The 23,327-nt window shown below is 71.8% G+C and carries 27 protein-coding genes; 15 read left to right on the plus strand and 12 right to left on the minus strand.

Annotated elements, in window-relative coordinates:
* Nucleotides 1–96: 96 nt before the first annotated feature.
* Complete coding sequence (locus ACX6XY_RS13205; RefSeq protein WP_460329634.1) at nt 97–573, minus strand: ATP-binding protein; 477 nt, start codon at nt 571–573, stop codon at nt 97–99.
* 371 nt (nt 574–944) lie between these two features.
* On the opposite strand from ACX6XY_RS13205, the gene ACX6XY_RS13210 reads away from it, so the two are divergent.
* Both ACX6XY_RS13210 and ACX6XY_RS13215 read left to right on the plus strand, forming a co-directional pair.
* Complete coding sequence (locus ACX6XY_RS13210; RefSeq protein ID WP_460329636.1) at nt 945–1,796, plus strand: helix-turn-helix domain-containing protein; 852 nt, start codon at nt 945–947, stop codon at nt 1,794–1,796.
* An 11-nt stretch (nt 1,797–1,807) separates the two neighbouring features.
* Nucleotides 1,808–1,999 carry a hypothetical protein gene (locus ACX6XY_RS13215; protein WP_460329638.1) on the plus strand — a complete coding sequence of 64 codons (192 nt, stop codon included), beginning with the start codon at nt 1,808–1,810 and terminating at the stop codon, nt 1,997–1,999.
* A gap of 32 nt (nt 2,000–2,031) precedes the next feature.
* Here ACX6XY_RS13215 and ACX6XY_RS13220 read toward each other — a convergent pair whose 3' ends face one another.
* Nucleotides 2,032–2,655 carry a hypothetical protein gene (locus ACX6XY_RS13220; RefSeq protein WP_460329640.1) on the minus strand — a complete coding sequence of 208 codons (624 nt, stop codon included), beginning with the start codon at nt 2,653–2,655 and terminating at the stop codon, nt 2,032–2,034.
* Nucleotides 2,656–2,747: 92 nt separating this feature from the next.
* Here ACX6XY_RS13220 and ACX6XY_RS13225 point away from each other — a divergent pair, with 92 nt between their 5' ends.
* Nucleotides 2,748–3,095, plus strand: a complete 348-nt coding sequence (locus tag ACX6XY_RS13225; RefSeq protein ID WP_460329642.1) for a GatB/YqeY domain-containing protein — start codon at nt 2,748–2,750, stop codon at nt 3,093–3,095.
* 61 nt (nt 3,096–3,156) lie between these two features.
* Here the strand turns inward: ACX6XY_RS13225 and ACX6XY_RS13230 are convergent, their stop codons facing one another.
* From ACX6XY_RS13230 to ACX6XY_RS13240, 3 genes are all read right to left on the minus strand, one after another.
* The gene (locus ACX6XY_RS13230) at nt 3,157–3,900 is read right to left on the minus strand and encodes a 2-phosphosulfolactate phosphatase (RefSeq protein ID WP_460329644.1); all 744 of its coding nucleotides are present in this window, start codon (nt 3,898–3,900) and stop codon (nt 3,157–3,159) included.
* Nucleotides 3,901–3,931: 31 nt separating this feature from the next.
* Nucleotides 3,932–4,579 (minus strand): hypothetical protein, encoded by a 648-nt coding sequence (locus ACX6XY_RS13235; protein WP_460329645.1) that lies wholly within the window; start codon nt 4,577–4,579, stop codon nt 3,932–3,934.
* A 200-nt stretch (nt 4,580–4,779) separates the two neighbouring features.
* Nucleotides 4,780–5,355 carry a PH domain-containing protein gene (locus ACX6XY_RS13240; protein WP_460329647.1) on the minus strand — a complete coding sequence of 192 codons (576 nt, stop codon included), beginning with the start codon at nt 5,353–5,355 and terminating at the stop codon, nt 4,780–4,782.
* 90 nt (nt 5,356–5,445) lie between these two features.
* Here ACX6XY_RS13240 and deoC point away from each other — a divergent pair, with 90 nt between their 5' ends.
* The 3 genes from deoC to ACX6XY_RS13255 are packed head-to-tail and all read left to right on the plus strand — an operon-like array spanning nt 5,446 to nt 8,739.
* A complete protein-coding gene (gene deoC / locus ACX6XY_RS13245) occupies nt 5,446–6,402 on the plus strand; it encodes a deoxyribose-phosphate aldolase (protein WP_460329649.1) in 957 nt (318 codons plus the stop codon).
* A 5-nt stretch (nt 6,403–6,407) separates the two neighbouring features.
* Nucleotides 6,408–7,847: an aldehyde dehydrogenase family protein gene (locus tag ACX6XY_RS13250; protein WP_460329650.1), complete on the plus strand. Its 1,440-nt coding sequence runs from the start codon at nt 6,408–6,410 to the stop codon at nt 7,845–7,847.
* A complete protein-coding gene (locus ACX6XY_RS13255; protein ID WP_460329652.1) occupies nt 7,840–8,739 on the plus strand; it encodes an aldehyde dehydrogenase family protein in 900 nt (299 codons plus the stop codon). The genes ACX6XY_RS13250 and ACX6XY_RS13255 overlap by 8 nt, the downstream gene beginning before the upstream one ends.
* Before the next feature lie 150 nt (nt 8,740–8,889).
* Here ACX6XY_RS13255 and ACX6XY_RS13260 read toward each other — a convergent pair whose 3' ends face one another.
* Complete coding sequence (locus ACX6XY_RS13260; RefSeq protein ID WP_460329654.1) at nt 8,890–9,306, minus strand: hypothetical protein; 417 nt, start codon at nt 9,304–9,306, stop codon at nt 8,890–8,892.
* A gap of 142 nt (nt 9,307–9,448) precedes the next feature.
* Between ACX6XY_RS13260 and ACX6XY_RS13265 the strand changes: the two genes are divergently transcribed.
* Complete coding sequence (locus ACX6XY_RS13265; RefSeq protein ID WP_460329656.1) at nt 9,449–10,090, plus strand: uridine kinase family protein; 642 nt, start codon at nt 9,449–9,451, stop codon at nt 10,088–10,090.
* A gap of 215 nt (nt 10,091–10,305) precedes the next feature.
* Here the strand turns inward: ACX6XY_RS13265 and ACX6XY_RS13270 are convergent, their stop codons facing one another.
* Nucleotides 10,306–11,043 carry a SigE family RNA polymerase sigma factor gene (locus ACX6XY_RS13270; protein WP_460329658.1) on the minus strand — a complete coding sequence of 246 codons (738 nt, stop codon included), beginning with the start codon at nt 11,041–11,043 and terminating at the stop codon, nt 10,306–10,308.
* Nucleotides 11,044–11,277: 234 nt separating this feature from the next.
* Between ACX6XY_RS13270 and afsQ1 the strand changes: the two genes are divergently transcribed.
* The 5 genes from afsQ1 to ACX6XY_RS13295 all read left to right on the plus strand — a co-directional run bounded on the left by afsQ1 (nt 11,278) and on the right by ACX6XY_RS13295 (nt 15,409).
* Entirely contained in the window at nt 11,278–11,955 is a 678-nt protein-coding gene (gene afsQ1, locus ACX6XY_RS13275; protein WP_460329660.1) for a two-component system response regulator AfsQ1, read from the plus strand.
* Nucleotides 11,853–13,733: a sensor histidine kinase gene (locus ACX6XY_RS13280; protein ID WP_460329792.1), complete on the plus strand. Its 1,881-nt coding sequence runs from the start codon at nt 11,853–11,855 to the stop codon at nt 13,731–13,733. The genes afsQ1 and ACX6XY_RS13280 overlap by 103 nt, the downstream gene beginning before the upstream one ends.
* Nucleotides 13,730–14,449 (plus strand): hypothetical protein, encoded by a 720-nt coding sequence (locus tag ACX6XY_RS13285; protein ID WP_460329662.1) that lies wholly within the window; start codon nt 13,730–13,732, stop codon nt 14,447–14,449. The genes ACX6XY_RS13280 and ACX6XY_RS13285 overlap by 4 nt, the downstream gene beginning before the upstream one ends.
* A gap of 83 nt (nt 14,450–14,532) precedes the next feature.
* Nucleotides 14,533–15,090, plus strand: coding sequence for a VanZ family protein (locus ACX6XY_RS13290; protein WP_460329664.1), 558 nt, complete (start codon nt 14,533–14,535; stop codon nt 15,088–15,090).
* Between the two features lie 112 nt (nt 15,091–15,202).
* The gene (locus ACX6XY_RS13295) at nt 15,203–15,409 is read left to right on the plus strand and encodes a PspC domain-containing protein (protein ID WP_460329666.1); all 207 of its coding nucleotides are present in this window, start codon (nt 15,203–15,205) and stop codon (nt 15,407–15,409) included.
* A gap of 91 nt (nt 15,410–15,500) precedes the next feature.
* On the opposite strand, the gene ACX6XY_RS13300 is transcribed toward ACX6XY_RS13295, so the two are convergent.
* A complete protein-coding gene (locus tag ACX6XY_RS13300) occupies nt 15,501–15,767 on the minus strand; it encodes an ATP-binding protein (protein WP_460329667.1) in 267 nt (88 codons plus the stop codon).
* Nucleotides 15,768–15,915: 148 nt separating this feature from the next.
* A complete protein-coding gene (locus ACX6XY_RS13305) occupies nt 15,916–17,103 on the minus strand; it encodes an adenosine deaminase (RefSeq protein ID WP_460329669.1) in 1,188 nt (395 codons plus the stop codon).
* A gap of 122 nt (nt 17,104–17,225) precedes the next feature.
* Between ACX6XY_RS13305 and ACX6XY_RS13310 the strand changes: the two genes are divergently transcribed.
* Complete coding sequence (locus ACX6XY_RS13310) at nt 17,226–18,038, plus strand: alpha/beta hydrolase (RefSeq protein ID WP_460329671.1); 813 nt, start codon at nt 17,226–17,228, stop codon at nt 18,036–18,038.
* A 69-nt stretch (nt 18,039–18,107) separates the two neighbouring features.
* Here ACX6XY_RS13310 and ACX6XY_RS13315 read toward each other — a convergent pair whose 3' ends face one another.
* A complete protein-coding gene (locus ACX6XY_RS13315) occupies nt 18,108–19,109 on the minus strand; it encodes a LysR family transcriptional regulator (RefSeq protein ID WP_460329673.1) in 1,002 nt (333 codons plus the stop codon).
* A 62-nt stretch (nt 19,110–19,171) separates the two neighbouring features.
* Here ACX6XY_RS13315 and ACX6XY_RS13320 point away from each other — a divergent pair, with 62 nt between their 5' ends.
* Together ACX6XY_RS13320 and ACX6XY_RS13325 are read left to right on the plus strand one after the other, a co-directional pair.
* Nucleotides 19,172–20,485, plus strand: a complete 1,314-nt coding sequence (locus tag ACX6XY_RS13320; RefSeq protein WP_460329675.1) for an MFS transporter — start codon at nt 19,172–19,174, stop codon at nt 20,483–20,485.
* Nucleotides 20,486–20,562: 77 nt separating this feature from the next.
* Nucleotides 20,563–21,609, plus strand: a complete 1,047-nt coding sequence (locus tag ACX6XY_RS13325; protein WP_460329678.1) for a sigma-70 family RNA polymerase sigma factor — start codon at nt 20,563–20,565, stop codon at nt 21,607–21,609.
* On the opposite strand, the gene ACX6XY_RS13330 is transcribed toward ACX6XY_RS13325, so the two are convergent.
* Together ACX6XY_RS13330 and ACX6XY_RS13335 are read right to left on the minus strand one after the other, a co-directional pair.
* Nucleotides 21,514–21,864 (minus strand): STAS domain-containing protein, encoded by a 351-nt coding sequence (locus ACX6XY_RS13330; RefSeq protein ID WP_460329680.1) that lies wholly within the window; start codon nt 21,862–21,864, stop codon nt 21,514–21,516. The genes ACX6XY_RS13325 and ACX6XY_RS13330 overlap by 96 nt on opposite strands.
* Before the next feature lie 86 nt (nt 21,865–21,950).
* A complete protein-coding gene (locus ACX6XY_RS13335; RefSeq protein WP_460329682.1) occupies nt 21,951–23,231 on the minus strand; it encodes a thymidine phosphorylase in 1,281 nt (426 codons plus the stop codon).
* Nucleotides 23,232–23,327: the final 96 nt, after the last annotated feature.

A 23,327-nucleotide genomic window follows, 5' to 3' on the forward strand; every position in this document is an offset into this window, starting at 1 on the left:
TGGCGAATGGCCCCCGGCACAGGGCATCCCCCGCGCCGGGGGTACACGCGTTTACACCTGCGCTGAGCGGGAGCGCCACCCCGCCCACGAGAGCCGTCAGGCGGTGAGGGTGGCGTAGGTGGCGGTGGTGGTGTGGGGGAAGGCGGCCCACATGCGGGTGCCGGCGGTGGGGGCCGGGGCGGGGCCGTAGCCCCACTCTCCCGCGCAGGTGCGCACCAGGCAGGCCAGCAGCCGCAGACTGGCCCGGCGGCGCGCCTCGCAGTGCGCGGCCAGGCGGGCGTTCGTGTGGTGCGGGTGGTCGTCGTACAGGGTGATCCGCAGGGCCTCGCCGCGGTAGCGCAGGGAGAGGTAGACCTCGGGTGCGGCGGGGCCGGGGGTGCTTCCGCTGAACTTGCAGGCGGTGGCGGTCAGTTCGCCGATCGCCTGGACGGCCGGGTCGGCCAGTTCGTGCAGGCCGTGCGTCTGGAGCAGGGTACGGGCCGTCACCCTGGCGATCGACGGAGTCACCAGCGCCGCGGGCAGCGTGAGGCTGTAGGCCAGAGTCTCGGGCGTCGGCGCGACAGGATCCTGCACAGGCGGCGGACAGAGAGTCACCCCACCTCCGGGTACGGCGGACGGATTGGCCGCGCCGGACGCGGCAGGCGCGTTGACGTGAAACTCGGGCATGACGGACTCCCGTGCGGTGAGCGGTACTTGAGGTCCCACGCGTCAGCGGTCGGTGGCCTGTCTCCCTGGACACGGGACGCCCACCCCCAGGGCAAGGGGAAGCAGGGCACACCCGTGCGATGCGCTTCCGTCGCGCCAGTGCGTGACTTTCACTTCACCCACCGTAGGGAGATGAGAGTCATAGTGTCCAGCTAGTTGGAGATAATTACCCCTATCAAAGTTGGACCTAGCGGTAGCCGCCGATGCAGACTGAGCCCCATCGCAGACGAAGGGGCGTCATGGCAACCAGGACCATGCCAACAGAGCGTCAGAAGAGGATCGGTGCCGAGCTGCGCAAAATACGCCTCGCCGCCGGAGCCACGACGGAATACGCCGCCGGGCTCCTCGGAATCGACCGCACAAGGCTCTCCAACATGGAGTCCGGCATCCGCCCCTTCTCAGCAGAGCGAGTGCGCACCCTGGCCGCTAACTACGCCTGTACTGACGAACGTTACGTAGACGCCCTGGTCGAGATGGCCACTAGCAAGGAACGCGGCTGGTGGGAAAAGCACCGGGGAACCCTGTCGGCCGGGCTGCTCGACATCGCCGAGCTGGAGTGGCACGCCAAGCGCGTGCGCACCGTCCAGGTCATGCACGCGCCCGGCCTGCTTCAGACCGAGGAGTACGCTCGCGGCATCTTCAGCGCCGTACTCCCGCCCCTCACACGACTTGAAGTCGAACTCCGAGTGGACCACCGCATGGACCGGCAACGGATCTTCGAGCGCCCAGACCCGCTAACGTACGTCGCGTATGTTCACGAAGCCGTCTTGCGCATGCGGTTCGGCGGCCCTGACGTCACCCGCAAACAGTTGCAGCACCTATGCGAGGCATCCGAGCGCGAAACCGTCGATGTGCGGGTCGTCCCCGTTGACGCCGACAACTTCCCAGGGGCCGGGCACGCGCTTCTCTACGCCGACGGGCCCGTCCCTCAGCTCGACACCGTGCAGTTGGACTCCGCCCACGGCCCGGAGTTCACACACGCGGAAGCACAGCTCACCAAGTACCAGGCCCAACTGGACTGGATGGAGAAGGCCTCGCTGCCGTCCACGGCCTCGCGGGACTTCATTCTCAAGGCCGCACGCACTCTCTAGGGAAGGTCACCTTGCCGCACGTCAACTGGGAACAGCCGTACTGCGGGGAAGGCAACAACTGCTTCCGGCTCGGCACGGACACCGACGGCAACGCCTACATCGCCGTCGCCGGACAGGAAGACCACTACCTCACCGACAGCCACGAAGCCCTGCGCACCATGATCCGCGACATCAAGGCAGGCAAAGCCGACCACCTGCTCTGAGGGACGGGACCGCAGACCACCCGTCACCCACATCAGGAGCGAGAACGACGCGGGCCCGCGTCAGAGTCCGAAGGCCCGGCCTTCGCCGCCAGCAGCGTGCTGAGGGCGAGGAGGGCCGCCGTCCACAGCGCGGGCGTCCAGGGGGACGTCTCGCCGTGGACCGTGGGGGCGACCCGGCGCTCCGGGTCGTACGCGACCCGGACCCGCTCCCCCACCGGCGCGGCGGCCCGGTCGTCCTTCAACTCGGCCGGGTAGCCGCCAGGGCAGTCCAGGGCCAGGCGGTACACCGTCTTCGGCGAGGGACCGCCCTCGCCGAAAGACTTCTGCACCTGGGTGCGCACCTCGCGCACGACGCAGGTGGCGACCTCCCCGCGCACCGCCACCCGGTCCGCGACCGCCACGGCCAGGAACAGCCCCACGGCCAGAAAGATCGCCCCGAAGACACCGCCGCTGCCGCCGACGAGCCGCAGATACGCCAGCCCGGCGGCACCGATCAGCGCACCCCCGCCCAGCAGCGCCACCGCGCTGGGCGGCGACGCGGGCCCCGCGAAACACCAGTGCGCCCAGCCGTACACCACCGCCCCCGCGACCGCGGGCACCCCCGGCGGCAACGCCCCGGCCAGCCACCGCCCCACCTGCCCACCACGCCCCGCCATGAGCATCACCCCCACTACGGGACGCCTACCCTCCATGCCCCAGTTCCGGTGAACAGGACGAAACCCCTGAATGATCGTCTAGAGTCATGGTCATGCCGACCGAACGACTTCGTGTCGCCCTCAAGGCCGCGATGAAGGACCGCGACCAGGTCGCCGTCGCCGCGCTGCGCTCCACGCTCGCCGCGCTCGCCAACGCCGAGGCGGTCCAGCGGTCGGCGGACGCCGACCGGAATCTGGCCATCGGGCAGATTCCCGTAGGCGCGGGCGCCGCGGAGGCGGAGCGCAGGGCCCTCACGCGGACGGAGAGCGAGGCGATCGTCCGTACGGAGATCGCCGAACGCCGGGAGGCGGCCGCGCAGTTCGAGCAGGCGGGACAGCACGAGCACGCGGAGCGGCTGATCGCCGAAGCCGCCGTCATCGAACGGCAGCTGACGGACTGAACCCTGATGCCCCCACCTCCGTACAAGTGGAACCGCGCGCCGGGAGAAGGCAGGACGGAGGTCAGGCTGAAGTGCCGTCGCTCAGGGAAGGCACGGTGTGCGGGCGCAGGGTCATGAGCGAGTCTTCCAGGGTCGCCACCATGGCGAAGGGGAACCGGTCGAGCTCGAGACAGAGTGCGACGTCGTCGAGGTGGGCCCCTTCCCGCACGCCCTCCGCCAGCTCAGTGGCGGCGCGTGACGCGGCGGCGCGGCGAAGGTAACCGGCCGCGTCCGTCTCTGCTCCGGCAGCTCGCCGAGCGATGTACTGGGCGCACGCCAGGTCCTCGTCGGCCCGCCCGTCCTCGCCTGTGACCACGAAGGTGACGCTGTCGGCCTTGCGTGTCCGCAGGAGCCGGGCCGTCGCCTCCGCCACCACGAAGCTGGCGCACAGCACGAGCGGCGCGTCCTTGACCGCGAGGGCGCCGACCGTCCCCGCCGTGGTCTTCTGGACGACGGTCCTTCCGCCGAGGTCGACAGACCGCAGCAGGCCCGGCGAGTTGACGGCGTCGAACCCGGACGCGGGCGGACCGTCTTTGAGCGTCACCCAGTCCGGGTGGCGGGCCTTGAGCGCCAGGGCTTCGTCCAGCGACCCAGCGAGAACGATCTTCTCCGCACCCTGGGCGAAGGCCCAAGAGGCCACGGTGAAGGCCCGCATGACGTCGACCACGACCGCTGCGGACGGGGCGTCGACCAGTTCAGGGATACCGAGAAAGCGAGCGTCGCCCATTCCAGTCATGTCCAGCCATGTCCAGTCGTGATCGCGCATGCCGTCCGAAGCGTTCAGAGAGCGATACGCGTCACAGCGGCGGCCTCAGGTGTTCCTGCCGTACGGGGTACGGGGGGTACGTGGGGTAGCCGCTGGCGGGGAGGCGTTCGGGGGGCGGGGGCGGGCGGTGGCCTCGGCGGCGTACGGCGGTGACGCGGCAGATGACGGCGCAGACGACGATCCCGAGGACCGCGAGAACGGCGGCCAGGGCCAGCCAGGTCACGAGCGCGAGATGGCCTTCACGGGCCCCGATGGCGTACCGGGAGAGTGCTTGGGACGAGCAGGTGATCTCGTAGTCGCCCGCGCGCGACACGTCGACGCGGTAAAGCAGGTCCCAGGTCTCGTCACGGGTGAGAAACGCGTCGTGTCCCCGATCCGTGAGAGCGACGTCTCCCGGCCCGGTGACGTCGCACTCCGGGCCGGACGACTCGCCCGGCCACATGACCCAGATCGCCTTCTCGCTCTCCGGTTCCAGCCGCAGGGTGACGGTGTCGCCGTTGGCGAAGTAGTCCTCGGTGTCCACCGCGTCGGCCGCGATATCGATCCGGTGCACGGCGATGGCCACGCCCAGCCCGATCAGCACGACGGCGATCGCGGCCGCCGTGGCATACCAGTGGCGGCCAGGCGGGGGTTTTCCCGCCGGTAGCTGGTGCGTCGGCGAGGGCGGGAAGGGCGGCATCGGCTCATCCTAGAAGGCCCGTCCGTCGACGGTGGACGGCAGGTGGTGAGCGGTGGGCCGCGCCTGGGGCGGGGGCTCGGGCTCGCGTCCCGACGCTCGACCGCCGTCCCGACGCTCGACCGCCCTGTCGCAGGCAGGACTCGCCGAGCAGGATGCAGGACGGCGGAGCAGGATGCAGGACGGCCGAGCAGCCGCAGGCTCTACCCCAGCGCGAGGAGCGCCAAGAGCAGCGCCGCTCCCGCCGCCGCCGGGGCGAGGATCTCGTACGCCCAGCGCACCTCGGGCTCGCCCTGGGCGGCCGGGTCCTTCGCGTGGCTCCGGGCGATCTCGTTGAGTTCGTCGACCGTCTGGTCGGACGGCGCACGGTCCGCTCCCGGCTTGCGGGCCTTCTTGCGGGCGCGGATCGACACCGGGACGGCCCACAGCTGGTACTTCGCGCCGCCGCCCTTCACGTACGCCTCGGTGGTGTAGCCGGACCGCAGCCCGTCCACCGCGCCCCAGGGCAGCGTGATCGTACGGAACGGGTTGCGCACCCGCAGCCGGGTCTCGCCCGCGAAGACCGCGGGGCGCAGGGTGAAGGCGACCACCAGCGGCACCCCGCACAGCAGCGTCGCCAGGGCCAGCCACGGCGCGCGGCCCTCGCCGCGGATCAGGGCGTCGCCGCCCAGCCACCCGGCGAACGCCAGCAGCAGGACGCCGCCGACGATGGCCGCGCCGGAACGGTAGGCGCGGTCGGCGTAGGCGGGATCGGCGGACCGCCGGTCAGAGGTCGTCATGAGACCGATTGTCCATCACCGCGGATCCGGGTGGAGAGAGCCGGGGGGTTCACAAGCCGCTACGCGCGTAGATATGCTCCCCTCGTGACCATGCCCACCACTGCACCCGCTGCACCCGCATTCGCCGACGCCACCGCGTCCGACCGTGCGCTGCGCCGCTTTCTGCACGGCCTGCCCGGCGTCGACACGGTCGGCCTCGAAGCCCGCGCCGCCTCGCTCGGCACCCGTTCGATCAAGACCACGGCGAAGGCGTACGCCATCGACCTGGCCATCTCGATGATCGACCTGACCACGCTGGAAGGCGCGGACACTCCGGGCAAGGTCCGGGCGCTCGGCGCCAAGGCCGTCAATCCCGACCCGACCGACCGTACGACCCCGAGGACCGCCGCCGTCTGCGTCTATCCGGACATGGTGGCCGCCGCCAAGGAGGCCGTGGCGGGGTCCGGCGTGAAGGTGGCCTCCGTCGCCACCGCGTTCCCGGCCGGCCGCGCCGCCCTGGACGTCAAGCTCGCTGACGTACGGGACGCCGTCGCCGCCGGGGCCGACGAGATCGACATGGTCATCGACCGCGGCGCCTTTCTCGCCGGTCGGTACCTGAAGGTGTACGAGGAGATCGTCGCCGTGAAGGAGGCCTGCGGCCAGGCCCGGCTGAAGGTCATCTTCGAGACCGGCGAGCTGTCGACGTACGACAACATCCGCCGCGCCTCCTGGCTCGGGATGATGGCGGGCGCCGACTTCATCAAGACCTCGACCGGAAAGGTCGGGGTGAACGCGACCCCGGCCAACACGCTGCTGATGCTGGAGGCCGTGCGCGACTTCCGCGCGCAGACGGGCGTCCAGATCGGCGTGAAGCCCGCCGGCGGCATCCGCAGCACCAAGGACGCGATCAAGTTCCTGGTGCTGGTGAACGAGACCGCGGGCGCGGACTGGCTGGACAACCACTGGTTCCGCTTCGGGGCGTCCTCGCTCCTGAACGACCTGCTGATGCAGCGTCAGAAGCTGAGCACCGGCCGCTACTCCGGCCCTGACTACGTGACGGTGGACTGATCACCATGGCATCTGAGGTATTCGACTACGCGCCCGCGCCCGAGTCGCGCTCTGTCGTCGACATCGCTCCGTCGTACGGGCTGTTCATCGACGGTGAGTTCAGCGAGGCCGCCGACGGGAAGGTCTTCAAGACCGTCTCCCCGTCCACTGAAGAGGTTCTCTCCGAGGTCGCTCAGGCCGGGGCCGAGGACGTCGAGCGCGCGGTGAAGGCCGCGCGTAAGGCCTTCGAGAAGTGGTCGGCGCTGCCGGGCGCCGAGCGCGCCAAGTACCTGTTCCGGATCGCCCGGATCATCCAGGAGCGCTCGCGCGAGCTGGCCGTCCTGGAGACCCTGGACAACGGCAAGCCGATCAAGGAGACGCGTGACGCGGACCTCCCGCTGGTCGCCGCGCACTTCTTCTACTACGCGGGGTGGGCCGACAAGCTCGACCACGCCGGGTACGGATCCGACCCGCGGCCGCTGGGTGTGGCCGGGCAGGTCATCCCGTGGAACTTCCCGCTGCTGATGCTCGCCTGGAAGATCGCCCCGGCGCTGGCGACCGGGAACACCGTGGTGCTGAAGCCCGCCGAGACCACGCCGCTCTCGGCGCTGTTCTTCGCGGACATCTGCCGTCAGGCCGGGCTGCCCAAGGGCGTCGTCAACATCCTCACGGGATACGGCGACACGGGCGCGGCGCTGGTCGAGCACCCGGACGTCGACAAGGTCGCCTTCACCGGGTCGACCGCCGTCGGCAAGGCGATCGCCCGCTCCGTCGCGGGCACCGACAAGAAGCTCACGCTGGAGCTCGGCGGCAAGGGCGCGAACATCGTCTTCGACGACGCGCCCATCGACCAGGCCGTCGAGGGCATCGTCAACGGCATCTTCTTCAACCAGGGGCAGGTGTGCTGCGCGGGCTCCCGGCTGCTGGTCCAGGAGTCGGTCCAGGACGAGCTGCTGGACGCGCTCAAGCGCAGGCTCGGCACGCTGCGGCTCGGCGACCCGCTGGACAAGAACACCGACATCGGCGCCATCAACTCCGCCGAGCAGCTGGCCCGGATCACCGCGCTGACCGAGACCGGCGAGGCCGAGGGCGCCGAGCGCTGGACCGCGCCCTGCGAACTGCCGTCCGCGGGTTACTGGTTCGCCCCGACGCTGTTCACGAACGTCACCCAGGCGCACACCGTCGCCCGCGACGAGATCTTCGGCCCGGTGCTGTCGGTGCTCACCTTCCGTACGCCCGACGAGGCCGTGGCGAAGGCCAACAACAGCCAGTACGGCCTGTCGGCGGGCATCTGGACGGAGAAGGGCTCGCGCATCCTCGCGGTCGCCAGCAAGCTCCGCGCCGGGATCGTCTGGGCCAACACATTCAACAAGTTCGACCCGACCTCGCCGTTCGGCGGCTACAAGGAGTCGGGCTTCGGCCGCGAGGGCGGCCGCCACGGCCTGGAGGCGTACCTCGATGTCTGATTCCTCTTCCTCGCGACTGGGCGTTCTCAAGACCTACAAGCTGTACGTCGGGGGCAAGTTCCCCCGTTCCGAAAGCGGCCGGGTGTACGAAGTGACCGACACAAAGGGCAAGTGGCTCGCCAACGCGCCGCAGTCGTCGCGCAAGGACGCGCGGGACGCCGTCGTCGCCGCCCGCAAGGCCTTCGGCGGCTGGTCGGGGGCGACCGCGTACAACCGCGGGCAGATCCTCTACCGGATCGCGGAGATGCTGGAGGGCCGCCGGGAGCAGTTCGTCCGCGAGGTCGCGGACGCCGAGGGGCTCTCGAAGTCCAAGGCCGCGGCGGTCGTGGACGCGGCCGTGGACCGCTGGGTCTGGTACGCGGGCTGGACCGACAAGATCGCCCAGGTGGCGGGCGGCGCCAACCCGGTCGCGGGGCCGTTCTTCAACCTCTCCACGCCGGAGCCGACGGGCGTCGTGACCGTCGTGGCCCCGCAGGATTCGTCGTTCCTGGGGCTGGTCTCGGTGCTCGCCCCGGTGATCGCGACCGGGAACACCGCGGTCGTCATCGCCTCCGAGCGCGCGCCGCTGCCCGCGCTGTCGCTCGGCGAGGTGCTGGCCACGTCCGACCTGCCCGGCGGCGTGGTCAACGTCCTGTCCGGCCGTACGGCGGAGCTCGCGGCCCCGCTGGCCGCGCACCAGGACGTCAACGCGCTCGATCTGACGGGCGTGGACGACGAGGTCCTGGCCAAGGAGCTGGAGGTCGCCGCGGCGGACAACCTCAAGCGCGTGCTGCGTCCACAGGCTGTGGACTTCGCCGCGGATCCCGGCACGGGGCGTCTGACGGCGTTCCTGGAGACCAAGACGGTCTGGCACCCCACGGGGTCCCTGGGCGCCTCCGGGTCGGCCTACTGAGCCGTCCTCTCTGGGCCCCGCCTCTGGAGCGCGCGGCCGACGCGCCAGCCCCGCCTTCCTCCGTCCGGGAAGGCGGGGCTTCTCCGTTCCCGGCGGCGGTCCGGTCGCTCCGGCGGCGGTCCGGGCGCCCCGGCAGGCGGTCCGGGCGCGTCAACCCGGCAGCAGCCCGAACGCCGCGCCCGTCACGGGCAGGTCGCCCAGCGCCCCGCCGTCGGTCAGCGGGGACGTCGCGTCGGCCGTCGAGACCGGCTGGAAGTCGGCTACCTGGGTGCCCGCCGCGTTGTCCAGCGGGTCGACGCCGGTGCCCGCGAGCGGGTCGAGCTGGAGGTTCTTGGCCGGGGCCAGGGCGCTGGCCGCCGTGTCCGTGACGGTCTTGGTCAGCGGCTGGTCCGGGCTGGTGGAGACGATGCCGTCCAGCGGCTCGGCGCTGGCCGCACTGGCCGCGCCGCCCGCTCCGAGTGCCGCGCCCGCCACGGCCAGCGTCAGCCCCGTACGCAGCAGGGCGCGGGCCTGCCTCCCGGACGCCGCGTGCCGTGCCGTGCGTCGTTCCGCTGCCTGTCCTGCCATGGGTGCGCCACCTATCCGGCTGTGAAGTAACCCTGCCTACAAGTAACCGACTGCGCACGGATCGTAGTTGGTGTGTGAGGCGCGTTTCAAAGGCCGTCCCCAGGGGTCGCCCGTGCGGCGCAATGCCGCACACTGGTGTCCCGTGAGCTCCCATCCCCCGATACCGACTCGGGTCGTACTGCTGACCGGCCCGTCCGGCTCTGGAAAGTCGTCACTCGCGGCCCGCTCCGGGCTGCCCGTGCTGGCACTCGACGACTTCTACAAGGAGGGCGACGACCCCACCTTGCCCCACGTCACCGGCAGCACGGACATCGACTGGGACTCCCCGCGGGCCTGGGACGCGGAGGCCGCGGTCACCGCGATCGTCGAGCTGTGCCGCACAGGCCGTACCCGCGTGCCCGTGTACGACATCGCCACCAGCGCCCGCGTCGGCGCCGAGACGCTCGACATCGAGCGCACGCCGCTGTTCGTCGCGGAGGGGATCTTCGCCGCCGACATCGTCGAGCGCTGCGGAGAGCTGGGCGTCCTGGCCGACGCCCTGTGCCTGCGCGGCCGCCCCAGCACCACGTTCCGGCGGCGGCTGCTGCGGGATCTCAGGGAGGGCCGCAAGTCGGTGCCGTTCCTGCTGCGGCGCGGCTGGCGGCTGATGCGGGCCGAGCGCGCCATCGTCACCCGGCAGACCGCGCTCGGGGCACACCCGTGCGGCAAGGAGGAGGCCCTGGGGCGACTCGCCGCGGCGGCCGCGGGGCGGTGCGTGAAGGCCCGCGGGACCTCACTGACGTAGGCCGAGGCCGCGTTGCGTTCAGGCGCGAAACAGCGGGACCAAAAGACCCCCCGGCCTCCGGTCCCGCTGTCCCGTTTCCTGCCCCCCGTTGCTCCCCCGTGCTCCCCCGCTATCCCCCTGTCCCCCGTGTCCCCCCCCCACGTCCCCCGTGGCCCCCGTAGCGCGTCGCCTCCCCCCGGAGCGACGCCGCCCCCGTCCCCCTGGCCTTCGGCGTCTTACGCGACCAGCTCGCCGAAGGACTCCTCAAGGTCACGGCCGAAGCTGAGCGCCTCGTCGTCGCGCATCCGTCGCAGTGAGCGCCAGATGCTGGACTTCACCGTGCCGACACTGATGTCCAGGATGTTCGCGATCTCCGGGTCGGTGCGCCCCTCGTAGTACCGCAGCACCAGCATCGTGCGCTGCTGCTCGGGCAGCCGTGCCAGCGCCTGCCACAGGACCGCGCGCAGCTCGGTGCCGCGCATCGCGTCCGTGTCGCCCGCCGTCTCCGGCAGCTCCTCGGTCGGGTACTCGTTGAGCTTGCGCCGACGCCAGGCGCTGATGTGCAGGTTGGTCATCGTGCGCCGCAGATAGCCGCCGAGCGCCGCCTTGTCGGTGATCCGGTCCCAGGCGCGGTACGTCGAGAACAGCGCGCTCTGCAGCAGGTCCTCGGCCTCGAACCGGTCGCCGGTCAGGTGGTAGGCGGTGGCGTACAGGGAGGCGCGGCGTTCCTGTACATAGGCGGTGAAGGCCGCTTCGGCCTCCGCGACGCCGCCCTCGGCGCGGTGTGCGTCAACCACCTTCATGTACGTGGTGTGCTGACGCCCGGTGCCGCGAGCGCACCCCCGCCCGCCCGAAGCACCGGACTTCTCATGCCGCTCACTCTGCTGAGTCTGCTGGCTCTGCTCACTCCGGGCGACATCGTGCAGACGCGTGACAACTGCGCTTGAGCTCCTGTTGCGCTGCAGCGTGTTCATCTCGCGCCCCCTGTCATGGAGTCTGTGTGCGGCTTGCTGTCGCCGCCCTCGCGGCCTGTTGGCCGCTGCGGGCTGCTCATGTGAGAAAAGCCTGCCGCCGGGACTTCATGGCGGTGTCCGCCGACTGTCACAGCCCTGTCACAGGGCCTCAAGGTCTCGTCTGAGGTCTCGTCTGAGGAGCGGGCGAACCCCAACAGTCGAAACCCCGCCGCGCCATGGGACAGAATGACCTCCGTGCCTTCCCTGTTGCTGATCGAGGACGACGACGCCATCCGCACGGCCCTGGAGCTGTCGCTGACGCGCCAGGGGCATCGTGTTGCCACCGCTGCCACCGGCGAGGACGGTCTGAACCTGCTGCGTGAGCAGCGGCCGGACCTGATCGTGCTGGATGTGATGCTGCCCGGAATCGACGGGTTCGAGGTGTGCCGCCGGATCCGGCGCACCGACCAGCTGCCGATCATCCTGCTCACCGCGCGCAACGACGACATCGACGTGGTGGTCGGTCTTGAGTCCGGCGCCGACGACTATGTGGTGAAACCGGTCCAGGGGCGGGTGCTCGACGCCCGTATCCGGGCGGTGCTGCGGCGCGGCGAGCGCGAGGCCAACGACTCCGCGGTGTTCGGCAGCCTGGTCATCGACCGGGCCGCGATGACCGTCACCAAGGACGGCGACGACCTTCAGCTGACGCCCACCGAGCTGCGGCTGCTGCTGGAGCTGAGCCGCAGGCCGGGCCAGGCGCTGTCCCGGCAGCAGCTGCTGCGGCTGGTGTGGGAGCACGACTACCTCGGCGACTCGCGTCTGGTGGACGCCTGTGTGCAGCGGCTGCGCGCGAAGGTGGAGGACGTGCCGTCGTCGCCGACGTTGATCCGTACGGTGCGCGGAATCGGCTACCGGCTGGACAGCCCTCAGTGACGCGGACGTACGACAGCGACGGCGGCGGTGACGAGGGCCATCACGGCGACGGCACCGGGACTAGAACTGGGACTGGGACTGGGACTGGGACTGGCACCGGGACCGGGACCGGGGCTGGGCGCGAGCCGCGCAGGTCGGTGCTCGCCAGGCTGCGCCTGACGAGCCTGCGGCTGCGGCTGGTCGTGGTGTTCGGCCTGGTGGCGCTGACCGCCGCGGTATCCGCGTCCGGCATCGCGTACTGGCTCAACCGGGAAGCCGTGCTGACGCGCACGCAGGACGCGGCGCTGAGCGACTTCAAGGAGGAGATGCAGAACCGCGCGGCCTCGCTGCCGCCGGAGCCGACCCAGGACGAACTGCGGCGGGCCGCCGCGCAGATGTCGCTCACCAGCCAGCGTTACAGCGTGCTGCTGATCGCGCGGGACCCGGACGGCAAGACGGTCGTCGGCAACTCCGACCTGGACGTGTTCACCGTGGACGACGTGCCGAAGTCGCTGCAGGACCAGGTGAACAAGCGGCTGCCCGTCGGCGACGAGAACTCCGCCGCGTACCACCTGTTCTGGCAGCGGATCGTCACCGACGGCACGCCCTATCTGGTGGGCGGCGCGCGGGTGATCGGGGACGGCGGGCCGACCGGGTACATGCTCAAGTCCCTGGAGGCCGAGGAGAAGGACCTCAGTTCGCTGGGCTGGTCGCTGGGGATCGCCACCGCGCTGGCGCTGGTCGGCGCGGCGCTGCTGGCGCAGGCCGCGGCGACCACGGTGCTCAAGCCGGTGCACCGGCTCGGGGTCGCCGCGCGGCGGCTCGGCGAGGGCGAGCTGGACACCCGGCTGCGGGTGTCGGGCACCGACGAGCTGGCCGACCTGTCCCGGACGTTCAACAGCGCCGCGGCCTCGCTGGAGAAGAAGGTCGCGGACATGAGCGCGCGCGAGGAGGCGAGTCGGCGGTTCGTCGCCGACATGTCGCACGAGCTGCGGACGCCGCTGACCGCGATCACCGCCGTGACCGAGGTCCTGGAAGAGGAAGAGGACAGCCTCGACCCGATGATCGCTCCCGCGGTGCGGCTGGTGGTCAGCGAGACCAGACGGCTGAACGACCTGGTGGAGAACCTGATGGAGGTCACCCGCTTCGACGCGGGCACCGCGCGGCTGGTCCTGGACGACGTGGACATCGCCGACCAGATCACCGCGTGCGTCGACGCGCGCGCCTGGCTGGACGCCGTCGAGCTGGACGCCGAGCGCGGGATCATGGCGCGGCTCGATCCGCGACGGCTCGACGTCATCCTGGCGAACCTGATCGGCAACGCCCTCAAGCACGGCGGGTCTCCGGTGCGGGTGTCCGTACGCGAGACGTTCTCCGCGGAGCGGGGCCCGGAGCTGACGATCGAGGTGCGGGACAACGGCCCCGGCATCCCGGACGACGTGCTGCCGCACGTCTTCGACCGCTTCTACAAGGCGAGCGCGTCCCGGCCGCGGTCCGAGGGCAGCGGGCTCGGGCTGTCGATCGCGGTCGAGAACGCGCATATCCACGGGGGTGGGATCACCGCCGCCAACTCGCCCGAGGGAGGCGCGGTGTTCACGCTGCGGCTGCCGCGGGACGTCTCGCGGGCGCTCGACGAAGACGAAGACGAGGGCGAGGGCGAGGGCGAGGGGCGGAGTGAGGGCTCCCGCTCCGGCCCGCGCGGGAGCCAGAGCGAGGGTTCGCGCGGGGGCCCGGACACGAACACGGACGCGGACGCGCGGGACGACGCCGGCTCCGCGGCCGACGGGGGCGGGCGATGAGGCGGGCGACGAGACGGCGGTGGCGCGGCGCACGAGCAGACGACGCGCGGGCGAGCGGCGCATGGGCAGACGGCGCGCAGACAGACGACGCACGGGCGGGCGGCCTCCGGGCGGGCGGCCTCCGGGCGGGCGTCGTGCTCGCGGGCTGTGGTGCGCTGCTGCTCGCCGGGTGCGGAATCAGGCCGACGGAGGTGCCGACCGACTTCGGGCCCGCGCCGTCGCGCGTCGCGTGCGTGACTTCGGGACAGGACGTCGAGGCGCGGGCGGCGGGCCGTGGCGTTCCGGTGCGGGTCTTCCTGGTGTGCGGCTCGCAGCTGGTCGCGGTGGACCGTACGGTCGAACTCGCCGACGAACCGACCGCGGACGACCGGGTACGGGTGGCACAGGCGCTGCTCGACGCGCTGCGGCGGCCGACGTCCGAGCGCGAGCGGCAGGCCGGTTTCACCACGGACGTACGCGCCCGGATGACCGTCAGCGGGCCGCGCGACGGCGACCCGAAGACCGCGCTGCGGCTGAGCACGCCGCCCGAGCGGATGTCCCCGTTCGCCCTGGCCCAGGTCGTCTGCACGTTCGCGCACCGCGCGGCGACGGGCGACGGGGACTCGGCGGTGCTCGGCGGCCGCGACGCCGAGCACCTGCGCAAGTACACCTGCACCGACCGCCTCCGCGCCCGGCCCGGCACGGTGCCGGTCCCCACGGAGACGGTCGGCGGCTGAGCCGGTTCGTTCGGATCGGCGGCCCGGTTTCTCGGGGGCTGGTGTGCGGAACCGATCCTGCCGTATGGGGCGTCTTGGGAGGAGTGCAGCGTCAAGGCTCGCGCGGCGGTAACGCCGCCATTCGCTTCCGCACGGCAGGAGTGACCCTCCTGGCCGTCCATCTCCTGCTCGTCGGCTGGATCACCCTGCGTCCCCTGGACGTGCCCTGGATGAGCGCCGCCAATCTGCGGCCGCTCGCCGGGATCAGGGCCGACCTCGCGCTCGGCCCCGTGGAGGCCGCCCGCCAGCTCGGCCAGGGGCTGCTGCTGCTCGCCCCGCTCGGGGTGCTGCTGCCGATGGCGGGCGGGCGGCTCCAGGTGTCGCCGCTGGCGTCGCTGGCCCGTACGGTCGCGGCCGGTGCGCTGCTCTCGCTGACGATCGAGCTGCTCCAGACGGGGGTGCCGGGCCAGGTCGTCGATGTGGACTCGCTGTTCCTGAACACCCTCGGGGTCGCCGTGGCGCACCTCGCCGTGGTGCCCGCCGCCAGGGCCTGGCTGCGTCGGCGTACGGCGTCAGGGGCGGGGGCAGGGGCAGGGGGCGGGATCGGCACGCCTTCTCAGGGGTCGACCCCGACGATTCCCAGGGTCGGGATCGCCCCTTAGCCGGACGCCCCGGCCCGCTGCGCGAACGTAACTTTGAGGGTGTTGAGGACGTCGAAGGACATCGGGGCCCATACGGGGTGCCTCGTCGACGGTCCGTGAAGGAGCTGCTGCCATGACCGCCCTTGCCCGCCCCCGGAACGGACGGATGATCGGTGGAGTGTGCGCGGCGCTGGCCCAGCGCTTCGGCACCTCCGCGGCCACCATGCGCGTGATCTTCGTGGCGTCCTGCCTGCTGCCTGGGCCGCAGTTCCTGCTCTACCTGGCGATGTGGATCCTGATCCCGAGCGAGAAGACGGCCACCGCCGCCGCGAGCTGGTGAGCCGTCGCGGCGTACGGCGCGAGACGGCACACGTGAGACGGGGTGCGCACCTGGCAGGTGCGCACCTCGTCTCGTGTGGGGCTGCGCCGGGTCAGCCGACGGGCAGGCCGGTCGGCGTCAGGCCCTGCAGCGGCAGACCGCCGAGCAGGCCCAGCGCGTTCTGGCCCGCGGGCAGCGACTCGGGGCCGCTGGGGAGCGTGCTCACCGCGTCGTCGACCGGGAGTGCGCCGGTCACGGGGCCGAGGGCCCCGGCGGCGTCCGGGAGCGCCGGAGCGGCCGATGCGGCGCCGGCGGCGGTGGCGGCGAACGCGGCGCCGAGCGCGGCGACACCGAGGGACTTGGCGGCAGACTGCTTCATGGAGGTTCGTCCTCTTGACTCTGAGCCGGGGATCTTCGAGCGGTCCGGCAACGTATCCACGCGGCGCAGAGAGTCGCAACGCATACAAACACACGGGAGCGGCCGGGAAGCGGACTCCCCGGCCGCTCTCAGCGCGCGCGATTCAGCCCTACAGGGCTCCGGAGGTGCTGGTCGAAGCGGTCTGCCGGAACAGCCACTCAGCCTTGAGCTCGGCGTAGCCCGGCTTGATCACGTCATTGATCATGGCGAGACGTTCATCGAAAGGAATGAACGCTGACTTCATCGCATTGACGGTGAACCACTGCATGTCGTCGAGCGTGTAGGCGAAGTGGTCGACCAGGTGCTCGAACTCGCGGCTCATGCTCGTGCCGGACATCAGCCGGTTGTCCGTGTTGACCGTGAGCCGGAAGTGCAGTCCGCGCAGGAGCCCGATCGGGTGGTCCGCGTACGAGGCGGCCGCGCCCGTCTGGAGGTTGGACGTCGGGCACATCTCCAGCGGGATGCGCTTGTCGCGGACGTACGAGGCGAGGCGGCCCAGCTTCACGGTGCCGTCGTCGGCGACCTGGATGTCGTCGATGATGCGGACGCCGTGGCCGAGGCGGTCCGCCCCGCACCACTGGAGCGCCTGCCAGATCGACGGCAGGCCGAAGGCCTCGCCCGCGTGGATCGTGAAGTGGTTGTTCTCGCGCTTCAGGTACTCGAACGCGTCCAGGTGGCGGGTGGGCGGGAAGCCCGCCTCGGCGCCCGCGATGTCGAAGCCGACGACGCCCATGTCGCGGTAGCGGTTGGCGAGTTCGGCGATCTCCAGGGCGCGGGCGGCGTGCCGCATCGCGGTGAGCAGGGCGCCTACGCGGATGCGGTGGCCGTTGGCCTTGGCGCGGCGCTCGCCCTCGCGGAAGCCCTCGTTGACCGCCTCGACGACTTCTTCGAGGCTGAGGCCCTGCTCCAGGTGCTGCTCGGGCGCGTACCGGATCTCGGCGTAGACGACGCCGTCCTCGGCGAGGTCCTCGGCGCACTCGGCGGCGACGCGGAACAGGGCGTCCTTGGTCTGCATGACGGCGCAGGTGTGCGAGAACGTCTCGAGGTAGCGCGGCAGGGAGCCGGAGTCCGCGGCGTCCCTGAACCAGACGCCCAGCTTGTCGGGTTCGGTCTCGGGAAGGCCGTCGTATCCCGTCTCGCGGGCGATGTCGATGATCGTTCCAGGACGGAGACCGCCGTCGAGGTGATCGTGCAGCAGCACCTTCGGGGCGCGGCGGATCTGGTCCTGGGTCGGGGTGGGAGCGCTCTGGCTGGCGGGGCTCCTGGGGTGGCCGGTCTGGCTGGTCTCGCTCGTCATTGGCGCACTGTACCGCCTACGCGCGTAGAGCGCGCCCGTGCGGCGGGGCGTCTTCGCGTCGATACGTAACAGTGACCCTGCGGCCGGGCGCCGTACATCTGGGCTTCTGAGAGTCTGCTGTCATGGCGCAGCAAGCAACACCGTTACGTGATGCCCGACTTGGGCGAGTTCTGAGGCTGGGCGCGTCGGCCGTGAGCGGTGTCGTGCTCCTGCTGCCGGGCGGTACGGAGGTCTCGGCGCGGCGGACGTCCCCGCTGGCCGTGGCGCAGGCCTGGGGCGTGGCCCGGCGGGTGGTGCGGGGGGTCGCCGCGGCCGGGCGGGAGACGGGGCTCGTCGGGCATGTCGTGCGGTACCGGTACGGGGGGTGGGACTCCGGGACGGGCTCGGGTGCGGGCTCGGGCACGAGTACGGGTACGGACGCCGCGGGGCCTGTGCGGGACGCGGAGTGGGCCGTGGACGAGGTGGTGCGGCGGTACGGGGATGTGCCGGTGTGCCTGGTCGGGATGAGCATGGGCGGGCGGGCGGCGTTCCGGGCCGGTGGGCATCCGGCCGTGCACTCCGTGGCGGCGCTGGCGCCGTGGCTGCCGCTCGACGGGGGGTCGACGGCCGGTGAGCCGGTGCGGCAGCTCGGGGGGCGGCGGGTGCTGATCGTGCACGGCACGGATGACGCCCGGACCGACCCGGAGCTGTCGTTCCGGCTGGCGGAGCGGGCGAAGAAGGTCAACCGGGACGTGTGCCGGTTCGAGGTGCATACGGACGGACACCGGCTGCGGGAGCGCCGGGACGAGGTGGCGGCGCTGGTGACCGACTTCGTACTCGGATCGCTGTACGGCCGCGCCTTCTCCCGCCCCCTCACCGACGCCTTGGCGGCCCCGCCGCCGTTGGGCCTCCGCATGCCTTTGGCGGCGGGCTTCGGCAAGTCCCTCTACGACTGACACTCCCCCGTCGTGCACCCCGTTGTGCCCCCGACCCCGGCGACGACCCCGGCAGAGCCGCACCGCGGTTCAGGGGAGCAACGCGCCCGCGGGCGCGATGGTCCCACGCCGCGTCAGCAGGAACCGCTTGAACGCCGCCACCGGCGGCGTGTCAGGGTGCCCCGCCAGCCACGCGACGCCGATCTCCCGCACCGCCCGCGGCGCGGTCACCGCCAGCTCGACCACTCCGGGCCGCGCGAACGCGGGCGGCGGCAGCAGCGCGACCCCGAGCCCCGCCGCGACCAGCCCGCGCAGGGTCTCCGCGTCCTCGCCCTCGAACGCGACCCGAGGGCGGAACCCCGCTTCGGCGCACAGCGCGTCGGCGATCCGCCGTAGCCCGTACGGGGGTTCGAGGGTGACGAAGGCCTCGTCCGCGGCCTCGGCGAGGCGGATGCGCTTGCGGGACGCCAGGCGGTGGTCCTCGGGCACGACCAGGCGCAGCCGCTGCTCGGCGAGCCGTCGCGCCTCCAGGTCGGGGGCGTCCGGGACCGGCGAGGTCAGACAGAGGTCGAGCTCGCCGGTGCGGAGGCGTTCGATCATCCACTCGCCGTAGTTCTGGACGAGGCTGAAGCGCACGCGGGGATGGTCGACCCGGAAGGCCCTGATGAGTTCGGGCACCGCCTCGGAGCCCATGGTGTGCAGGAAGCCGAAGGCGACCTTGCCGGTGGCCGGGTCGGCGTCGGCGCGTACGTCTTCGGCGGACCGCTCGATGTCGTCGAGCGAGCGCTCGACGGAGGTCAGGAAGGCGCGCCCGGCGGCGGTGAGTGAGAGGGTCCGGCCCCGGCGGGCGAACAGGTCGACGCCCAGGTCCCGTTCGAGCCTGGCCAGCGCGCGCGAGAGCGTGGACTGCGGGATGCCCAGCTGCTGCGCGGCGCGGGTGACGTGCTCGGTGCGGGCCACGGCGGCGAAGTAGGCGAGGCGGGGGGCGAGCAGCGCGGACCAGGAATCGGGGCCCAGGTCGAGGGGCGCTGGATTGTTTTTCGTCGTAACAAATTGCGGCCGAGTGGGGGCTGCGCTGCGGTCATGCGGCATGGGATGGATTATGACCTGTTCATGCATTGGACGCATGAACTATGCCTCCTTAGATTTAAAGCATGCCTCCCGCTGATAGCAGGGCATCCGCTGGTGACGCGGGTGCCCCCACCTCTGATTCCTCTGTTTCTCTTGATTCTCGCCTGGCTCCTGGGGTGTCCGGGTACTGGCGTATGAACCTCGCGCTGTTCGCCGCCGGGCTCGCCGCCTTCGCGGTGCTGTACTCCACGCAGGCGCTGCTGCCCGCGATCTCCGCGGAGTTCGGCGTGACGGCCGACACCGCGAGCTGGACGGTGTCGGCGGCCACGGGGGCGCTGGCGCTGTGCGTGCTGCCGCTCAGCGCGCTGTCGGAGCGGTTCGGGCGGCGCGCGGTGATGACCGGGTCGCTGGCGGTGGCCGTGGCGGTCGGGCTGCTGGTGCCGTTCGCGCCCGATCTGGGCTGGCTGGTGGCGCTGCGAGCGGTGCAGGGCGCGGCGCTGGCGGGGCTGCCCGCGTCGGCGATGGCGTATCTGGCCGAAGAGGTGCGGCCGCGCGCGCTCGTCGCGGCGATCGGGCTGTTCGTGGCGGGCAACAGCATCGGCGGGATGAGCGGTCGGGTGGTGACCGGCTGGGTCGCGCAGGCCTGGGGCTGGCGGGCCGGGCTCGCCGCGGTGGGACTGCTCGCGCTGGTGTGCGCGGTGCTGTTCCGCGCGCTGCTGCCCAGGCCCCGGCACTTCCGGGCCGGGTCGCTGCGGCCTCGGGCGCTGGCGCGGACCGTACGGGGGCACCTGGGCAACGCGCTGCTGTGCCGCCTGTACGTCATCGGGGCGCTGTTCATGGCGGTGTTCGGCGCGGTGTACACGGTCGTCGGATACCGGCTGGTGGACGAGCCGTTCTCGCTGCCGCAGGGCGTGGTCGGGTCGATCTTCCTGATCTATCTGGTGGGTACGGCGTCGTCCGCCGCGGCCGGGCGGCTCGTCGCGCGGATCGGGCGGCGCGGGGCGCTGTACGCGGCGGTCGGCCTGACGGCCGCGGGGCTGCTGCTGTCGCTGGCCGATGTGCTGGCGCTGGTGCTGGGAGGTCTGGTGCTGATCACCGCGGGGTTCTTCGCGGGGCACACCGTCGCCTCGTCGGCGGTGAGCCGGACGGCCGAGTCCGGGCGGGCGCAGGCCTCGGCCCTCTACCAGTCGGCGTACTACCTGGGCAGCAGCGTGGGAGGCACGCTCGGCGCGCTCGCCTTCCACGCGCTGGGCTGGCAGGGCACGGTGCTGCTGGGCCTGGTCGCGGTGCTCGGCGTGGTCTCGGTGACGCTGTACGGCACGCACGCCGCACGCGTGGAGCGCGCGCACACCGCACGGATACCGCTCCGGGAGCCGATTGTCAGTGGGGTGCGGTAGCTTCCCAAGTGCTGGCGAAGTGCTGGCGAAGTGCTGACGAAGCACTGATGTTGACGGGCTGGACTGGGGTGGACTCGATGAGCGACAGCGCGACGCGGACCGGACCGGACACGGGCCTTGAGCAGGGCCGTGAGCGAGGTCCTGAGCGGAGTCCTGAGCAGAGTCTTGAGCGGAGTCTCGAACAGCACCGGACCGAGCTGACCGGCTACTGCTACCGCATGCTCGGCTCCGGATTCGAGGCCGAGGACGCGGTGCAGGACACCTTCGTACGCGCCTGGCGCGCGTACGACCGCTTCGAGGGGCGCTCGTCGCTGCGCTCCTGGCTGTACCGCATCGCCACCAACGTCTGCCTGGACATGCTGAACGCGGGCAACAAGCGCGCCCGGCCGATGGATCTGACCGAACCCCAGGCGCAGGCCACCGCGGTGCTCAACGAACGCCCGGAGATCACCTGGCTGGAGCCGGTCCCCGACGGCCGGGTGCTGCCGTCCACCGCCGACCCCGCTCAGACGGCGGTGGCGCGCGAGTCGGTGCGGCTCGCGTTCATGGCGGCGTTGCAGCGGCTGCCCGCCAAGCAGCGCGCCGTGCTGATCCTGCGCGAGGTCCTGGCGTGGAAGGCCAGCGAGGTCGCCGAGCTGCTCGACACCTCGGTCGCCTCGGTCAACAGCGCGCTCCAGCGGGCGCGGGCCACCATCGGGGAGCGCGAGCCGCGCGAGACGGACCTCTCCGACCCGCTGGACGAGGACCAGAAGCGGCTGCTCGACCGCTATGTCGCCGCCTTCGAGGGGTACGACATGGACGCGCTGACCTCGCTGCTGCACGAGGACGCCGTGCTGTCCATGCCGCCCTACGACCTGTGGCTCACGGGGTACGACGACATCACCGGCTGGATGCTCGGCCACGGCTCGGTCTGCCGCGGCTCCCTGCTGGTGCCGACGGTGGCGAACGGCACGCCCGCCTTCGGCCAGTACCACCCGACCGAGACGCCCGGCCGGTACGAGCCCTGGGCGCTCCAGGTCGTCGAGATATCAGGGGGACGGATCGTCGAGATCACCAACTTCCTGGACACCGACCGCTGGTTCCCGATGTTCGATCTCCCCCAGCACCTCGACAAGGCCGACTAGCAGCAGGAGTTCGCAGAGCCGGGTGCTGGCGTCCCTGACGCGCATCCTCGCCCCGGCTCTGCGGGTGGTGGTCCGCAGCCGGGCGAGCGCGTCCACGGCGGTCAGGTCGGGGGCGGCGAGCGCCGCGGCGTCGCAGACGAGTTCGGCGGCGCCGGAGTGGTCCAGTGCCGCCCTGGCCTGTTCGCACAGCCGGGGCACCTCGGCTCGGGTGATCCGGGGGCCGAGGGCGACGACGATCGGTTCGGTAGTTGTCACACAGGGGTGACCGGCGGGGCGGGCGTAATTCATCGCCCGCCCCGCGATGCCCGGACCTGCCGGGCCTACCGGGCCTGCCGGGCCTGTCAGGCGATGCGGTCCAGGACGATCGGGTTCGGGGTGACCTCGGCCGTGCCCGGCGCCGCGATGTCGTACGCGGACTCCAGGGACTCGATCGCGTACGGGAAGCGCTCGGGCGTGTCGGTGTGCAGGGTCAGCAGCGGCTGGCCCTCGGTCACCTGGTCTCCCGGCTTGGCGTGCAGCTCGACGCCGGCGCCCGCCTGCACCGGGTCCTCCTTGCGGGCCCGGCCCGCGCCGAGCCGCCAGGCGGCGACGCCGACGTCGTACGCGTCCAGGCGGGTGAGAGTGCCGGAGGCCGGGGCCGTGATGACGTGCTGCTCGCGCGCGGTGGGCAGCGGGGCGTCCGGGTCGCCGCCCTGCGCCGCGATCATGCGCCGCCAGACGTCCATCGCGGAGCCGTCGGCGAGGGCCTTGGCCGGGTCGGCGTCCTTGATCCCGGCCGCGTCCAGCATCTCGCGGGCGAGCGCGAGGGTCAGCTCGACGACGTCCGCCGGGCCGCCGCCCGCCAGGACCTCGACGGACTCGCGGACCTCCAGGGCGTTGCCCGCGGTCAGGCCGAGCGGGGTGGCCATGTCGGTGAGCAGCGCCACGGTCTTCACACCGTGGTCCGTGCCCAGGCCGACCATGGTGGAGGCCAGTTCGCGGGCGTCGGCGAGGTTCTTCATGAACGCGCCGGAGCCGACCTTCACGTCCAGGACCAGCGAGCCGGTCCCCTCGGCGATCTTCTTCGACATGATGGACGAGGCGATCAGCGGGATCGCCTCGACCGTGCCGGTGACGTCGCGCAGCGCGTACAGCTTCTTGTCGGCGGGCGCGAGGCCGTCGCCCGCGGCGCAGATCACCGCGCCGGTGGAGTCCAGGACGTCCATCATCTCGGCGTTGGACAGCAGCGCGCGCCAGCCGGGGATGGACTCCAGCTTGTCCAGGGTGCCGCCGGTGTGGCCGAGGCCGCGGCCGCTCAGCTGCGGCACGGCGGCGCCGCAGGCGGCGACGAGCGGGGCGAGCGGAAGGGTGATCTTGTCGCCCACGCCGCCGGTGGAGTGCTTGTCGGCGGTCGGGCGGGACAGGGCGTCGAAGTTCATCCGCTCGCCGGAGCGGATCATCGCGGCGGTCCAGGCGGCGATCTCAGCGCGGTTCATGCCGTTCAGGAGGATCGCCATCGCCAGGGCCGACATCTGTTCGTCGGCGACCTCGCCGCGGGTGTAGGCGTCGATGACCCAGTCGATCTGGTCGGGGGTCAGTTCGCCGCGGTCCCGCTTGGTGCGGATGACGGAGATGACGTCCATGGGGTCCCTTTCCGGGGGTGCGTGTGCGGGTGCGCTGGGGTGCGGGTCAGGGAGGGGTCCCACACCCCGCCCCTTCCCGAAAGTCCTCAAACGCCG

It is taken from the genome of Streptomyces sp. O3, assembly GCF_054788135.1.